This is a genomic window from Apilactobacillus bombintestini, from assembly GCF_003627035.1.
Taxonomy (GTDB): domain Bacteria; phylum Bacillota; class Bacilli; order Lactobacillales; family Lactobacillaceae; genus Apilactobacillus; species Apilactobacillus bombintestini.
The window spans coordinates 314,285-331,066 of the sequence record NZ_CP032626.1; the positions used below are offsets into that span (position 1 = coordinate 314,285).

Sequence of the window (16,782 nt, forward strand, 5' to 3'; positions counted from 1 at the left end):
CGAATCTCTTTTTGTGCAGCTTTTTGTGTTTAATCTCAAGAGGAGGATTACTATTTTTAAAAGTAAAAATATTGACAAGCTCGTCTTTATTCCTACTGTTGTATTATTTTTAGGTGTTTCTATAGCCTTGATTATTGGAGGATCATCTCTTCAAGGATTTTTAAATACCATCTTAAACTGGGTAACCAGTGACATGGGATGGGGTTACATGTGGATTTACGTGTTAAACTTCTTATTCTTTGTTTACTTGATGGTTTCTAAATATGGGAACATTCGTCTTGGTGAGCCTGATGAAAAGCCAGCGTATAAAAGTTTCCAATGGGGTAGCATGGTATTTGCTACTGCGATCGATGCAAGTATTTTAATGTTGAGTATGGTTGACCCACTCCGTTATGTTCAACATCCGGAAGGTTCTATTAAACCATATTCAGTTACAGCATATAATCTTGCACATATGTATGGACAATATGATTGGGGTCCTATGGCTTGGTTGATGTTTGCCGCACCAACTATTGCTATCGGATACATGATGTACAACAAGAAACGTCGTATCCAATCATTAAGTGATGCCATTACTATCTTAGATGGTGATGAGCTTTGGAAAAACATTGTTAAGAAAATAGTTAATGTTTTAGTTGTCTTCGGTATTATGGGTGGGGTTGGTGCCTCAGTCGGACTAGAAATTCCAATTATTTCTAAAGTCTTGAGTTCACTAACCGGACTACCTGATAACCTAGGTATGAAAATGGGATTATTCTCAGTATTATTTGTACTATTTGCGGTTACCGTACTAAAAGGCCTTAATGGTGGTATTGATAAATTGAGTAATGCTCATATTTGGACCGCAATTATTTTCTTAGCAATCGTTTTACTAATCGGTCCAACCGTTTATATTCTAAATTCCGAAACTAACAGTATCGGATTACTAATTCAAAAATTCATTCCTATGAGTATGAATACTGTGCCAAATGGTAATCCAGGAATTGCCCAACAAGAAACTATTTTCTATTGGGGTTGGTGGTTATCATACATGCCATTCATGGGCTTGTTTATCGCCAAAATTTCTCGTGGACGTACCATTCGCCAAGTTATCATGGGAATGTTAACTTATGGTGCTTTAGGTTGTATGAGTTTTTACGCCGTATTGGGTGGTTACTCACTATGGTTACAAAAGACTGGTACTGTAGACCTAACTCATATTCTTAATACACAAGGTCAAGCGGCAGTTATTTCTGCTGTTATTGGAACTTTGCCAATGAAGTATATTATGTTTGCCTTTTACTTCATTTCTTGTTTCATTTTCTTGGCAACTACTATTTCATCTTCGGCCTTTGTTTTATCTTCATTTACCAGTTTGCCACTAGCTCCTGGAAAAGAACCTAGTCGTCTAAACCGTATGACTTGGGTATTTATCTTCATTCTATTTTCCTTTAGTTTAGTTGTGGTAGGTGGATTTAAGACTGTACAGACCTTCTGTACGCTTGCCGGATTCCCATTAATGTTCGTATGTATATTGGTTCTATTATCCATATTTAAGATGATCAAACATGATCCAACAGTTATACGACAACCTCGTCAACCACGACAACATCGTTTACGTCGTCGTAAGAAGAAGGTTATGGTAGAAAGAAAGAGCGATATTAAGGATAAATTAATATTATGGCCCAAGAATACTATTAACAAACATTGATATAAATTATAAGTCGTCATTTACTAATGACGGCTTTTTTTGTGCTAACATAAAAATATAAAACCTATTAGGAGATGAATATAGTTATGAGTCAAAAAGTAATTATTCCTAAGGAATTTACTGATTATTTAAAAGAACAACTAGAAAATGACGGCTTTGAAGTAGCACCAGTTGCTGATGAAACGGCAGCATCCATTCTAGAACACAAGGATGCTGAAGCTATCATTTTAAACGCTACTCCATTTGCCAACGAAACTATGGATCAAATGCCTAACTTAAAAATTGTTGCTAGATTTGGTGTGGGCTATGACAACGTAGATTTACAACACGCTAAAGAAAGAGGTATTTACGTAACTAACACTCCTGGTGGAAATGAAGTTTCAGTTGCTGAAGCTACTGTTAGTGATATCTTGATTTTATCCAAGCACTTATACAACGTTTCCAAGCACATGCGTGAAGGCGATAACCAATTCAGTTTTGACAATCCATCACGTGATTTACGTGGTAAGACTGTGGGTATCGTAGGTTACGGAAACATTGGTCACCAAGTAGCTAAGATGCTTTCTGGATTCGATGTAAAAACTTTAATTTGGAACCGTAGTCCAAGAACTTCAGAATATGGTGAATTTGTATCATGGGATGAATTATTCCAAAAATCTGATTACGTTTCACTTCATTTACCTGCAGTGAAGGGTACTATCGGTTCAGTTAACAAAGACACCTTCAAGATGATGAAGAACTCTGCTTGCTTAATTAACTTTGCTCGTGGAGCGGTAGTTAACCAAGATGACTTAGTAGATGCATTAAAGAACGGTGAAATTGCTGGAGCCGGTCTAGATGTATTTGAAAAAGAACCACTTCCTATGGATAGTGAATTAAGAAAGTTAGATAACGTATTCTTAACTCCACATAGTGCTGGTTTCTCAGTAGAATCATTTGCTAAGATTTCTGATATGTCAGCTACTGATGTTAAACATGTTCTAAACGGTGAAAAACCTGAACATACAGTAAACGGACTATAAAATAAAACCATTAAAAAAAGCTTTCCTGTCAAAGACAAGAAAGCTTTTTTATTTATCTATTAAAGATTATAGTTTGTATTTTTCATCGATGTCGTCATCTTGTGAAGTTAAGATCTTTGGACCATCTTTAGTAATGGCAATAGTGTGTTCGTATTGAGCAGAGTTAGTACCATCAGCAGATACATAGTAAGTCCAGTCATCTTTAGCATCGTAACGATCAGTGATTTCCCAAGTACCTAAGTTAACCATAGGTTCAATGGTAATAGTCATACCTTCCTTTAGACGAAGACCTTGACCTTTTTCACCGTATGCAGGAACGTTTGGCTTTTCGTGCATAGTAGGTTGAATACCGTGACCAATTAGTTCACGAACATCACCCATGTGGTTTTGGTTTTCAATAAAGTCTTGGCAAGCAAAACCAATATCACCTAAACGGTTACCAATAACAGCTTGGTCAATACCACGGTATAATGCTTCGTGGCAAACTTCCATTAACTTTTTGTTTTCTTCGGAAATGTTACCTACAGCATATGTCCAGCATGAATCACTTTCGAAGCCGTCTTTGTTAACAGTCATATCAACTTTAACGACATCGCCGTCCTTTAGACGAAGACCCTTACGTGGAATACCATGAGCTACTTCATCGTTGATAGAAACGCAAGTGGCAAATTTATAGCCGTCAAAACCTTTTTCTGATGGACGGCCACCGTGTTCACGAATGTACTTATCAGCGAATTCTTCAATTTCCCATGTATCCAAACCTGGCTTAATTAATTTACGTAAGCCTTTGTGTACACCGGCTAAAACTTTACCAGATTTAGCCATCATTTCGATTTCGCGTGGTGATTTTAGTGTAATCAAAATAAATTTCTCCTTTTTTGTTTCTATATTCATTGCATACCTATAATTTACTACATTTTATGTCATTTGGCTAATTTAAGAGTGTAATAAAGGGTGTAAAAATAATTGTTTTCTAGTATCATATAAGGTAGAAGTAAATGAGAGGAGAATTATCTTGAGTAAAACTGCAAGAACCAATATTATTTTGGTAATTATTACCATTATTGTGGCATTTTTTGCTGCATTTTTTGCTATTCGTAGTGACCGTTTATTAAGTCATAAATATATGGGTGTGGGTCACAGCGCCAACATTCCAACTTTATATGTACATGGATTAGGTGGATCCCGTCGTTCCACTAACCATTTAGCCACTATCGCATCTCGTGATGGGGGACATCGTACATTAACCGTTATTGTTAAAAAAGACGGTCATATTCAATACAAAGGTAGTTTAAAACCTAACGTTAGAAAACCTATTGTACAAGTAATCTTTCAAAAGAGATATACTCCAGTGGAACAACAAGTTAATTGGTTCCACAAAGTATTGCTTACTTTGAAACATAAATATCATGTACATTCTTACAATGCCGTGGGACATTCTACCGGTGCGGTAACTATTTTAGAAACAGTTTCTAAATACAATCACAAACACGGACACAAGATTCCACGCTTACGTAGATTCGTTTCTATCGCAGGACCATATGATGGTATTTTACGTTTAAACGATATTGCTAACGAAAATTACGTTAACTACAAGGGACAACCAGTTATTTACAAACCTGCTAATAAATGGTTCCCGGCATACAGCACCTTAGTTAAGGATGCTAAGCATTTCCCTAAGGGTGTTTCTGTATTAAACATTTACGGAAATTCCAACCGTCACACTAACTCAGACGGAGTAGTTTCAGTAGCTTCTGCTAAATCACTTAAATATTTAATATACAAGCGCACTAGAAATTATGAAGAAATTCCAGTTTATGGTTACAACGGTCAACACAGTCGTTTACATCATAATATTTTCGTAGATCATATTATTGCCCGTTTCATTTTTGATGAAAACTAATATAAAACAAAATATTTTACTTAATTTAGATAAGAGCATAAAATGTAGCTAGATTATAATGATTCTAAATTAGAAGGTGAATGTAGTGAAGAACTATGATTTAAGCGGAAAACCTTATAATCGTTTTCTGTTCGTATTAGTAATGCTACTAGGTAGTTTTACTATGTCTATTAGTCAATCATCCATTTCTACTGCCTATCCTACATTGATGAGCTCGTTTGGCATTGATGCATCTACAGTACAATGGTTAACCACAGGATTTATGCTTATCATGTGTGTCATGATGCCAGTTAGTCCTTGGTTATTAAGTAATGTTAAATTCAAGCAATTATTCTTAGCTATTTTAGCTATCTTTGATGTGGGTACCTTGATTGTGGTAGTAGCTCCTAACTTCGGCACTATGATGCTAGGTAGAGCTATGGAAGCTATCGCCGTAGGTATCTTATTCCCATCATATCAATCCGTATTACTATACATTACTCCAGAAGAAAAGCGGGGGACCACAATGGGATTTGCTGGTCTAATTATGGGATCAGCTCTTGCCTGTGGACCTATTTTATCCGCTATTGTATTGCATTTCTCTGCATGGCGCGGTTTATTCGTCGTCTTTATGGTAATTATTTCTGTTTTATTTGTGATTTCATTATTTGCCATTAAAAATGTTATGCCACAAAAAGAAAGTCATTTAGACTTCTTATCCGTTATTTTATCTGTTGGTTTAATCGGAATTTTATATGTGGTAAATATGATTGGTAAAACCAATATTGATTTAACTCTTGCTATTATTATTTTAATCATCAGTATTTTAATGGTAATTGGTTTTGCAGTTCGTCAATTCAAGATGCCACAACCATTATTACAATTACGAGTTTTAAAAGATTTTAACTATGATTTATCAGTAGGATTGACTGGTGCTTCCTACATTGCCTTAATCGTGGTTACTATTATCTTCCCACTTTACTATCAAAACGTTTTAGGAGTTTCTAAGACTGTTTCTGGTTTAGCATTGGCTCCTGGTGCTATCTTATTGAGTTTATTAAATCCACTTACTGGTAAGTTAGCTGATAAGATTGGTTTTAAGTCCACAATGCTAGTGGGGATGTTTATGATTTTAGCCGGTTGGTTAGTCTTAAGTATTACCGGCGCTACTTTAGATTTAGTTCCTATGATGGTTATCGCTGCTATTATTGAAGGTGGAAATGCCTTTGTTATGATGCCAGCGGTTACTATGGGTGCTAACTCATTACCTAAAGAATTAATTTCAGATGGAACTGCGGTAATTACTACTTTCCGTCAAATCTTAGGTTCTACGGGTGTATTAGTTGCTACTTTGATTCTATCTAATGTTATGAGTAGCAACATTAGTCATGGTATGAGTCGTATGATCGCTCAAATGGGCGGATATCACGTCGTATTCGTCACTTTCTTCGTGATTGAACTAATTGGACTTGCTATGGCATTAATGCTTCGTAACCCTAAAAAATAAGCTTTAAAAAGAGGCCTGATATTGCAGGCCTCTTTTTTTTGTGTCTTTTTAAGCGTTTATATGAATAATGATTGCCGGAACTACGTTGATTAATAATGATACTAAAGCTACTAGTGCAGTTCCTTTTTTATCTTTAGCGAAGCTATAGTAGGAAAGCGTAACTACGATAAGATGAATAATTGCGGGTATCAAAGTAGAAAAAGGTGTATGCAGATAATCACTATCGATTATCTTAAATAAGTTACTCATTCCAATAGATAGGATTAGGGATAAGAAAAGGGCAGTTAAGTCTCTATCCTCAGAAACATTTAGTACCACTGAATTTATTAAAAACATGATTGTAAATAAGATAACTGAATATATACTGATCATTATGAATTCTAGAATAGTCATTTGAGTATTACTAAAGGATAAACCGTCTTGAATACTCTTTATGACTGCTAAAGCAGCTTCACTTTTGGCAATGCTAAAATAAGCGATTAATTGTGAAATTGGAACTAACGAGAAAAGTAATAGCGGGGCTATCTTGTCATTTTTATGCTTCATTTATATAACTCCTTTAAGCTTTTTAATTTATGGAATAACTACGGCTACAAAATAAAATTCATAATGTGTTTATATAGCTAGCGCAATTATATGAGAGGAGCTATTAGTATTCAATTTAAATTTTGCTAAACAATTAATCTTAAATATAGATATATCATATAAAAAAAGAACCCCAGAATTAACTGGAGAGTTCTTTTTAATTAGTATTACCAAATATTTACTCGATCTTCTGGTTTCATGTACATTTTATCTTCAGGAGTGATATCAAAAGTCTTGTAGAAGTCATCTAAGTTCTTAACTTGTACTTGAGCTCTTAATTCAGAAGGGGCATGCACATCGATAGAAAGTAGTAATTTCTTAAATTCATCAGTAGACTTAGTACGCCAGATAGTAGCCCAGTTTACGAAGAAGTCACGTAGGTTGCAATCGTCTTCACCTTTAGCAGCTTCTAGAGCACAACTTAAACCACCACCATCGGCGATGTTTTCAGAAACAGTAAGTTTACCGTTAACTTTTTGACCGGCAAATTCAATACCATCAAATTCTTTAATCATGCTTTGAGCTAATTTATCAAAGTGTTCATGATCTTCTTTAGTCCACCAATTGTTTAAGTTACCATCTTGGTCAAATTGGCAACCGTTGTTATCAAAGGCATGAGAAATTTCGTGCGCAATAACAGCACCAATACCACCAAAGTTTTGACTAGATGATTGTTTTAGACTGTAGAAAGGAGCTTGTAAGATAGCAGCAGGGAAGACAATGACGTTTTCCATTGGAGAGTAATAAGCATTAACTGTATTAGCACTCATATCCCATAAGCTCTTGTCTACTGGTTTGTTCCATTTACTAAAGTTATGTTTGATGATGATTTTAGAAATGTTTTCGACGTTGTTGTATAAGTCACCGCCGTCTTCTTTACCAGTTACCTTGAATTGATGGTAAAGAGGATTAATTTCATCTGGGTATCCTACATGAATACCTAGGGCATTTAACTTAGTAATAGCCATTTTCTTAGTGTCATCACTTAACCAAGTGTTGTTTTCTAGGCGTTTTTCATAAACGTTAATCATTTTAACTACCATGTCGTGAACGTCTTGTTTAGCTTTTTCACCAAAGTATTTACGTCCATAGTAGTCACCAACTACTTGATCAAACATACCGGATGCTAAGTAGAAAGCAGCTTTCTTAGGCTTAGTAGCTTCCTTCTTACCAGAAAGCACACGAGAGAATTGACCACCAATTTGACGGAATTCTTCGGATAATAAATCAGATGAGCCGTTAACTACTTTAACTAACATCCAGTTCTTCATCTTGGCAAAGTTATCTTCAGTTACGAAGCTATCAAAGGCTTTAAAGTAAGCAGGTTCAGATACGATTACTTGATCAGGAACTTGTCCTACTAGGCCTTTAACGTAGTCCATTAAATTGAATACCTTAACTTGTTTAGCTAAGTCTTCGAACTTCATTGGGTTGTACATCTTAGTCATATCAGCACTTTCTTCGGCTGATTTAACATTAGGGGCAATCATACGGTCAAATTCTTCCGCAGAGTCCACAATGTTTTTAGCTTGTGCATCTGAATAACCTACCATAGTAAGTAGTTTTTGAGACATTTCCTTAAAGACTGGCATTAACTTAGCGCCAGCTGGATTATGTTTATCATAATAAGTTTTGTCAGGTAGGAAAGTGGAGGCACCACTAGCGTATAATGCGTTGTATTTAGCATTCTTCATGTCCGCTTCAATACCAAAACTAAATGGTAAAGGTAGGCCACTGAAGGTCCAATCACTAAGTTGATTATTTAAATCATCATAGGATTTAACGTCTTCAATACGTTGTAGAGTAGGTAGTAATGGTTTAGCACCATCAGCTTTACGCTTATCGAAATCCATAGCTAAATCATATAGCTTTTTGAATTCACCCATATCGTCATTTTGAGGTTTCATTTTACCAGATTGTAAATCATCAAAATCACTCATTAGTGTTTTATCGATATTATCAACTAAATCCATGAAACCACCAGTAGAAGAGTGGTCACCAGGGATAGTTGCGTTTTTGATCCATTCACCGTTTACGGCGTTATAAAAATCATCCTTGATTAGGGAATCATTAATTTCATTACTCATACAGACACCTCATTTTCTGGTTAGATATACTGATTACTATAATATATAAAAAAGCTATCCACAAGTTATGTGAATAGCTTTTTGTTACTATTAAAGATTATTTGTTAATTAAATCATCAATAGAGTTAATGTTCTTCATGTACTTAGGTACAGCCAAACCAACCTTAGCACCGTATAGGTTAGGACCTACATCATCGATTTTATCCTTGTATTGTTTCAAGTATAAACCGGCAGTGTTAGGTAACCATGCAGATAATGAAGCATCAGCAGCGTTAGTAGCAATTGATGCCCACATTGGTTGCATTTCTAGTGCTTGGATAGTGGTCTTGTAACCCATCTTGTTTAGAACTTCAGCCATAACGTTAGTAGATGCGATTTCAGAATCCCATGCTACGTAAGTTAATTTAACTGATTTTCCGTTTCCACGAGGAGCACCCTTAGTCCATTGTTCGTAAAGCTTAGGATTCTTTTGAATGAATTCATCAGCGGCTTTCTTAGGATCAACACCAGCGTTAGTCTTAAGCATAACGTCTGACATTTGACTTGGGTTCCAGTGGAATTGTTTTAGAATTTGGTAAGCACCAGGATTATCCTTGGCTAAACCTTTTCTAGTAATTGTGTGGATTTGTTCAGCTTTTCCGTATACGTTCTTAGGATCTTTTAAGAACTTGATAGGGAACTTCTTGAACATCCAGTGAGGTTGCCAACCGGTAACCACAATTGGTTGTTTGTACTTAATTGCTTTGGCCAGTGTACTGGTCATTGCAGCAGTTGAACTAGTTTGTAGTTGCCATTTGTGTTGAGCTAAAGGATATTGCTTTAGCGCATTTTGTGTAGAAGCCATGATACCAGCACCAGCATCAATACCAGTGATAGTGTAGTTAATTTGAGGACCTAGCTTCTTATGAGGATTATATGGTGAAGTTAAACTACTGCAAGCAGTTAAAACTGTCGCAAGAAGAAACATTGTTAATGTTGCAAGAACATATCTAACTTTCTTTCTCATAAAAAATCCTCCTATTATTCGTGGTCTTGTTTGTTTTTGTTAAAGGCTTGAGTAACACGGTCAAGGATAATAGCTAGGATAACGATAGCTAAACCAGCAGTGAATCCGGAACCAGCATTATTTCTACCTACGGCGAAGTATACTTGAGAACCTAATCCCATAGCACCAATCATGGAAGCAATAACAACCATGGATAGAGCTAACATCATACCTTGGTTAACACCAGACATTAATGTGCTCTTAGCGATAGGTAATTCAACCTTGATAAGTTTTTGCCAACTAGTTGAACCAAATGAATCAGATGCTTCAATTAGATCAGCAGGTACTTGTTCGATACCTAAGTTTGTCATTCTAACTACTGGAGGTAGTGAGAAGATAACTGATGCGATAACACCAGGAACCATTCCAATACCGAATAAAGCAACGGCAGGAATTAGGTAAACGAAGGCAGGCATGGTTTGCATAAAGTCAAGAATAGGTTTAACGATAATCTTAACTGTATGACTCTTAGCCATCCAAATACCAACAGGAATACCGATAACTACAATAATCAAACTGGAAGTTAATACTAAAGTAAGAGTTTGAGTCATATCACGCCAGTAACCTTGGTTGTAAATTAATAGTAAACCAATTAGTTCAAATAGCATTAGACCCCAGTGCTTACTATCATGTAAAGCCCAGTAAGTAATAGCAAGAACTAAAACGATAAATAGCCAAATAGGTAATAAATCAAATACCCATTGGAAAGCATTAACGATAGCACCGATAAAGTTAGTGATACCGTTGAAGAAACCTACGAATTGAGTTAACCAGTTAACAAAGTTGTTAATCCAGTCTGCCAAAGGAATGGCAGTCATATTTAAAGCGAATAAATTAGCCATTATTTTCCACCCCATTTCCAGAAATTGCGCCTAGTACGGAACTTCTAATAATAATTCCTAATAGTCGATCATTTTCGTCAGTAACAGCGAATGGTACTGATGTCTTAGAAATATCATTTAGGATAGACTTAATTGGTGTTTCTGGTCTAGTAGTTGGAACATCAGTCTTCAAGATTGATTCTAAGTCACGTTTATCATTTTCGATTTGGTTGATAACGTCTTTAGCATCAATTAATCCCTTGAAGTGGTGATCAGAGTCAACTACGTAAACACTTGAGTTGTGGTTGTACTTCATTAATCTTAGAGCAGTACGAGGACCATCCTTTTCGATGTTGATAACATCTGGTCTGATCATTACACGACTTGCAGTAAGAATTCTAGTTCTGTCCACACCTTCAATGAACTTTTCAACATATTCGTTCTTAGGATGTTGTAGGATATCTTCAGGTGTACCGATTTGTACGATTTCACCATCACGCATAATCATAATACGGTCACCAATACGTAGTGATTCGTTTAGATCATGTGAAATGAAGATGATAGTTTTCTTCAAGTGTGATTGTAGATCAAGCAATTCGTCTTGCATTTCTTTTCTGTTAAGTGGGTCCAATGCAGAGAAAGCTTCGTCCATCAATAGAATTTCAGGATCATTAGCTAAACCACGAGCTAATCCAACACGTTGTTGTTGTCCACCTGATAATTCATTAGGGAATCTATCATCGTATCCATGTAAACCTACAAGTTCTAGACATTCATGAGCTTTTTGACGACGAGTTTCCTTGTCTACTCCTTGGATTTCTAGACCGTATGCAGTGTTTTCAATAATTGTACGGTTTGGGAAAAGAGCAAAGTTTTGGAATACCATACTCATTTTCTTACGTCTAAATTCACGTAATTCTTTCTTATCAAAGTTAGTAACACTTTCACCGTCTAACTTGATTTCACCTTCAGTAGGTTCGTATAAACGGTTAAGCATTCTGATTAATGTGGACTTACCACTACCGGATAGTCCCATAATTACGAAAATTTCATTCTCGTTAACATCGAAGTTGGCATCATGTACACCAACTACACTGTTAGTTTTAGCAAGAATTTCATCTTTTGATTTTCCTTCGTTGATCATTTCTTTAGCGCGACCAACGTGACGACCGAAAATCTTAGTTAGATGTTTAACTTCAACTTTTTTGGTCATGATTTACCTCCTTGAAAAATTCAGTTGTATAAGAGCATAGATAATATTATTACAAAGCTAATATAGAAATGTCAAATAAGTTGCCAAATAAGAATGTTGATTTGCCGGCTTTAATGGTATATATAATGCATGATATAGCGATTTAATTTTAATTTAAATTTAGTGTGTTAAAATGAATTTTATGTATCATAAATATAAAAATTAGGAAGGAATTATTTTGACAAATATACTAAAAAAACTGCCTATAAAGCTCATAGGGGTTTTATTTTTATTAGGAATCGTAGTGGTGTGGTTCACTAATCATGACGATTTCTTATATTCACAACCCATCATGCAAGTGCAGTCAGCTAAAAAAGTAAATACTTATAAGAATGTAGATAGTTTTCAAAATGTCGATCATAATTATGAGCAACGTTTAACGGGTATTATTACCAACGGAAAACATCGTGGACAAAAGATAACATTCAATAGTAGTTACACCGATTCACAAGCTATGGATCGTCCTTATAAAACTGGCCAAAAGGCGTTTGTAGTTTTACATTCATCCAAAGGCAAAATAACTTCTGCTACTATTAAAGATTACAAAAGAGATGTAGCTGTAGTTACATTAATTTATGTAGCAATGGCATTAATGTTTTTATTTTTGAAAGTTGCAGGGTTAACTGCAATAGGTAGTATTATAATTAATACCTTATTATTTGCCGCAGCTATTTATTTAGATGGCTTTAATAATGGAGCTAACGTTTTGTGGATTTTTTCTATATTAGCAGTACTATTTTCTGCAATTACATTATGGTTAGTTATTGGTTGGAATCGACAAATGTTAGTTACGTTATCTACCACGATAGCATGTACCTTAATTTCTATATTAATTAGTTTAGTGGTGTTTGCTTTTACACATGAAAAAGGAATCTATTACGAATCCATGCAATATGTTACGCAACCACCACGTCCGTTATTCTTAGCGGAAACAATCATTGGATCATTAGGTGCGGTTATGGATGAATCCACTGATATTATTTCTTCCTTGTTTGCATTAAAAATGGAACGTCCTGAAATTTCTGCCAAACAAATCTTTTTATCCGGTAGAAATATTGGAAAATCTATCATGGGTCCACTAGTTAACGTATTGTTCTTTATCTTTATGGGAGAAACATTATCCATGACATTATTATTCTTAAAGAATGGTAATAGTTGGGGTTATTCTTTCTCTATGAATATGTCACTTGGAATGGTACAAAGTTTAATTAGTGGAATTGGTATTGTATTAGCGGTTCCCATTGCTAGTGCGTTAACTGCCATGTTTATAAAGAAGGGGGAAGCTAAATGAGTGCAATTATAGTATTAGGTCTAGTCTTGTTAGTACTAATGGTTTTAATTGGTGGTAAACAAGGCTTACAGTCCTTTTTAAGTTTATTATTAAATTTTGGCTTTCTATTTTTTGCCATCGTTTTAATGGCATTTCATTTTCCTCCTATCATAGTAACTTTAATTACTGGAGTAATTGTTTTGGCATTAACCATTTTCTTAAGTGGAACCAATGATGATACAAGTCGTCTAGCCTATATTGCTTCTTTATTAGTTTTATTCATTTTGGTATTACTAATTATTCCAGTGGAGCATTGGGCACAAGTACAAGGCTTTGGTTTAGAAGATAGTGATGACTTAGAAGGAATGTCATTAACTATTGGCATTAACTTTTTAGATATTGCTATTTCTACCGCTATCTTAAGTACTTTAGGTGCCATTGCGGAAGCCTCTATGGCGATTGCATCCGGATTAGAAGAAATTAAAGAACAACACCCAGAAATTACACCACATCGATTATTCTTTGATGGGATTTACGTGGGTAAACAAATTATCGGAACTACTCTAAATACCTTATTCTTCGGGTTATTTGGAGGTTCACTTTCCTTATTTGTTTGGTTCCACGGCCTAAGTTATTCATTAGGTAATATTTTAAATGACAAAGTTTTCGATGCTGAATTTGTAATTATCTTATTTTCACTAATCGGAGTAATTTTAACTATTCCAATTACTTCGTTAGTAATGACTGAACAATTTAAAAAAGATAGCAAAAAGTCCTAATTATTTTAGGGCTTTTTATTTGCATCCAGTTAATTAAGCATTGATACTAGATTTAAAGACAAGCGAGGCGATACTCATGCAAAAAACAATTCAAAACGCTGATTTAGGAAAGTTAACTCATTTATCGCAATTAACTAAAATTAAAGATCAAATTTTTGCGATTAAAAATTCAGTTAATAATGCAGCCAACATTTATCAACATGAACTTATAAGCTTAGATAAAAATCATAAAGCCCAATTATGGAGCCATTCTTTAAACGTTAGTTCACCCATGCAAATAGGTGATTATCTAGTCTTTTTACGCGGTGGCGATTTATATAAAATGCCACTAAACGGGGGAACTAGCGAAATCATTTTAGAAGATAAAAATGTGACTACCTTAATTGATGGTAAAAATGGTAGGGATGTATATGTGAAGACTGAATATACAGCCGTTCCTCCTAAATTTGATAATACTATTCGTCCAGATACTAGAAGAGTTACCAAGTTTGATAATCGTGCAGATGGTACTGGTTGGATAGATGATAATAATAAATATGCTATTCTTCGATTAGATGTATTAACCGGAAAAATAGTGGATCGTCGCGAACTAAAATATAATTTAGATTTGGTGGATGCACGTGCTGATAATAACGATTTATTAGTACTACGTGGCCGTTATCCAGAATTACAAACTGCTTCTGATGAAACTAAAGCCGCATATATTTGGCACCTGGCTGAGCGTACAGATGATGACCAAATAACAGATATTTCCCATGATGTACTTAAGGGACAATTTAGTGATGCTAAGTTTTCACCTGATTATACACATGTTTATTTAATCGGCAATGATGCCAGTCATCCTAATTGTACGGTTAATGATTTATATGAATATGATATAGATAAGCAACGACTAATTGACCTAACGCATGATTTAGAGATTGAAGTCGGGGGAAGCATTTCTACTGATTTCATACAAAATCACGGCAGTTCTATGAGATGGTTAGCTGATGGATTATTGCTTTTCACAGCTGCATTTCATGGACACAGTCAATTATGGCTATACAATGGTAGAAAACTACATTGTATTTGGGAAGATCATCAATTCTTAATTGACTTCACACCGCTAAATGACCAAGAAATTATGTTGAATTTATCTTCCACACAATGTGCTAATCAGTTAGTAACTTTTAATTATGAAACACAAGAAAGTAAAGTCTTTTATAATCCTAATGAAGAATTTGATAAAGCCCATACTTACGCGCAAGTAAGCGACTTTGTCACTACTTCTAAAGATAATAAATTCAGTATTCATGGATGGGTACTAAAACATCATTCAGCTAAAAAGCTTCCGGTAATTTTATATGTACACGGAGGTCCACAAGCTGCATATGGGGATGTATACTTCCATGAATTTCAAGCTCTAGCTAGTCGTGGCTATGCGATTGTATATGTAAATCCAAGAGGTTCTACTACTTATCGTCAAGACTTTGAGGCTGCCGGCATTGGCAGAATGGGTAAAGAAGATTATGAAGATGTTATGCAAGGACTAGACGCGGCATTGGATGAATTTGATGATTTAGATGCTTCTAATTTATTCATAGCAGGTGGATCGTACGGTGGTTTTATGACTAGTTGGGTAATTGGTCACACTGACCGCTTTAATGCTGCTTGTGTACAACGTCCGGTATCCGATTGGCATGCTTTATATGGCACCTCTGATATTGGGGTTAGATTCTGTCGTAAAGAATTGGGCATGGACTTATTTGATGAAGGTGGGATGCAATTCTACTGGAATTGTTCACCACTAAAATATGCTAAACAAGTAGTAACACCAACTCGTATACAACATGGTGAATGGGATATGCGTTGTCCGGTTAACCAAAGTGAAGCTTTATTTACCGTTATTAAACAAACGGGAACTGATGTGGATTACATCCGTTATCCACAATCTTTCCACGGCTTCTCTAGAAATGGAAAACCTAACTTAAGATATACACGAACCCAGGATATTTACGAATGGTTTGATAAGTATAAGAAATAGATAAAAAAGCTGATATGAAGGTTATCAGCTTTTTTTATTTAGAAATTAATGCAATAATAAAAGTAATACATACGAAAGCAGGCGAAATTTATGAATACAGTTATTTATTTAATTTTATTTTTTGTAGTAATTGCTTTATTAGTATTTGGCGCTGTGGAAACTTTACCTAAGATTCACAAGTTAAATACAGAAGTGCAAAAGAACATTAAACAACAATGGGCAAGCGATAAGGACAAGTTAGCTAGTTGGGATAATGAACAAAAAAAGACTAGCACTATTACTAGTCAATACGTTATTTTAGCTATCGTAGCTACTTTATTCGTTTTAGGATTAGTCTTTCCAGAAATTGCTAATAATTATGTATTAATTATTATGTTTATTATGGAAGCTTACTTCATTTACTTAGGTCTAAAACTTCCAGCACTAGAAAAGAAGCACAGCTATTACAGCAAGGAAGCTTTACCTAAACGACTACAAGCAGTTAAATTAACATTTTTCCTATTTATCGGCTTTTTCGTAGCTGTAGATGTTTTAATGTTGATAGCTGAATTATTATATTCACAAAATATTAGATTATTTTAAATCCTTCAAAGAGCTATTATGTAGCTCTTTTTTTATTGTCGCTTAAAATAAAATTAAAAAATAATGAGAAAAAGTCTTGCATTATTAAAAATGAAGTGTAGTATATATAACAACTTAACCGATACAAATAAAACAAGATGATCAGGAGAGTAGTTATCCAATGATTGCGCAGAGAGTCTACGTTTGCTGAAAGTAGATCAATCGGAAGATAATGAATATGGCCTGTAATTTGGCATC

14 protein-coding genes and 1 other annotated feature (1 of these 15 running past the window's edge) are annotated in these 16,782 nt (G+C 34.9%); of the genes, 8 read left to right on the forward strand and 6 right to left on the reverse strand.

Going from position 1 to position 16,782, the window contains the following annotated elements:
• Positions 1-88 precede the first annotated feature (88 nt).
• Both D7I45_RS01435 and D7I45_RS01440 read left to right on the forward strand, forming a co-directional pair.
• Positions 89-1,690 carry a BCCT family transporter gene (locus D7I45_RS01435; protein ID WP_120784861.1) on the forward strand — a complete coding sequence of 534 codons (1,602 nt, stop codon included), beginning with the start codon at positions 89-91 and terminating at the stop codon, positions 1,688-1,690.
• A gap of 86 nt (positions 1,691-1,776) precedes the next feature.
• Complete coding sequence (locus tag D7I45_RS01440) at positions 1,777-2,712, forward strand: 2-hydroxyacid dehydrogenase (protein ID WP_162924061.1); 936 nt, start codon at positions 1,777-1,779, stop codon at positions 2,710-2,712.
• 66 nt (positions 2,713-2,778) lie between these two features.
• On the opposite strand, the gene map is transcribed toward D7I45_RS01440, so the two are convergent.
• On the reverse strand, positions 2,779-3,573 hold the full coding sequence (gene map / locus D7I45_RS01445; RefSeq protein WP_120784021.1) for a type I methionyl aminopeptidase: 795 nt from the start codon (positions 3,571-3,573) through the stop codon (positions 2,779-2,781).
• 154 nt (positions 3,574-3,727) lie between these two features.
• Here map and D7I45_RS01450 point away from each other — a divergent pair, with 154 nt between their 5' ends.
• Both D7I45_RS01450 and D7I45_RS01455 read left to right on the forward strand, forming a co-directional pair.
• Complete coding sequence (locus D7I45_RS01450) at positions 3,728-4,615, forward strand: alpha/beta hydrolase (protein ID WP_120784022.1); 888 nt, start codon at positions 3,728-3,730, stop codon at positions 4,613-4,615.
• 142 nt (positions 4,616-4,757) lie between these two features.
• A complete protein-coding gene (locus D7I45_RS01455; RefSeq protein WP_120784862.1) occupies positions 4,758-6,101 on the forward strand; it encodes an MFS transporter in 1,344 nt (447 codons plus the stop codon).
• 48 nt (positions 6,102-6,149) lie between these two features.
• On the opposite strand, the gene D7I45_RS01460 is transcribed toward D7I45_RS01455, so the two are convergent.
• The 5 genes from D7I45_RS01460 to D7I45_RS01480 form a co-directional block, all read right to left on the reverse strand.
• Positions 6,150-6,647 (reverse strand): hypothetical protein, encoded by a 498-nt coding sequence (locus tag D7I45_RS01460; RefSeq protein ID WP_120784023.1) that lies wholly within the window; start codon positions 6,645-6,647, stop codon positions 6,150-6,152.
• 206 nt (positions 6,648-6,853) lie between these two features.
• Positions 6,854-8,773: a M13 family metallopeptidase gene (locus D7I45_RS01465; RefSeq protein WP_120784024.1), complete on the reverse strand. Its 1,920-nt coding sequence runs from the start codon at positions 8,771-8,773 to the stop codon at positions 6,854-6,856.
• 97 nt (positions 8,774-8,870) lie between these two features.
• Positions 8,871-9,779, reverse strand: coding sequence for a glycine betaine ABC transporter substrate-binding protein (locus tag D7I45_RS01470; RefSeq protein WP_120784025.1), 909 nt, complete (start codon positions 9,777-9,779; stop codon positions 8,871-8,873).
• 14 nt (positions 9,780-9,793) lie between these two features.
• A complete protein-coding gene (locus D7I45_RS01475) occupies positions 9,794-10,660 on the reverse strand; it encodes an ABC transporter permease (protein ID WP_120784026.1) in 867 nt (288 codons plus the stop codon).
• Positions 10,653-11,852, reverse strand: a complete 1,200-nt coding sequence (locus D7I45_RS01480) for a quaternary amine ABC transporter ATP-binding protein (RefSeq protein ID WP_120784027.1) — start codon at positions 11,850-11,852, stop codon at positions 10,653-10,655. The genes D7I45_RS01475 and D7I45_RS01480 overlap by 8 nt, the downstream gene beginning before the upstream one ends.
• 331 nt (positions 11,853-12,183) lie before the next feature.
• Here D7I45_RS01480 and D7I45_RS01485 point away from each other — a divergent pair, with 331 nt between their 5' ends.
• From D7I45_RS01485 to D7I45_RS01500, 4 genes are all read left to right on the forward strand, one after another.
• The gene (locus D7I45_RS01485) at positions 12,184-13,182 is read left to right on the forward strand and encodes a YibE/F family protein (protein ID WP_120784863.1); all 999 of its coding nucleotides are present in this window, start codon (positions 12,184-12,186) and stop codon (positions 13,180-13,182) included.
• Positions 13,179-13,940 (forward strand): YibE/F family protein, encoded by a 762-nt coding sequence (locus D7I45_RS01490; protein WP_120784028.1) that lies wholly within the window; start codon positions 13,179-13,181, stop codon positions 13,938-13,940. Before D7I45_RS01485 ends, D7I45_RS01490 begins: the two co-directional genes overlap by 4 nt.
• 76 nt (positions 13,941-14,016) lie before the next feature.
• Positions 14,017-15,963 carry an alpha/beta hydrolase family protein gene (locus D7I45_RS01495; protein ID WP_120784029.1) on the forward strand — a complete coding sequence of 649 codons (1,947 nt, stop codon included), beginning with the start codon at positions 14,017-14,019 and terminating at the stop codon, positions 15,961-15,963.
• Positions 15,964-16,053: 90 nt separating this feature from the next.
• Positions 16,054-16,545 carry a hypothetical protein gene (locus tag D7I45_RS01500; RefSeq protein ID WP_120784030.1) on the forward strand — a complete coding sequence of 164 codons (492 nt, stop codon included), beginning with the start codon at positions 16,054-16,056 and terminating at the stop codon, positions 16,543-16,545.
• Between the two features lie 128 nt (positions 16,546-16,673).
• Positions 16,674-16,782, forward strand: a binding site (T-box leader) (it continues 126 nt past the right edge of the window).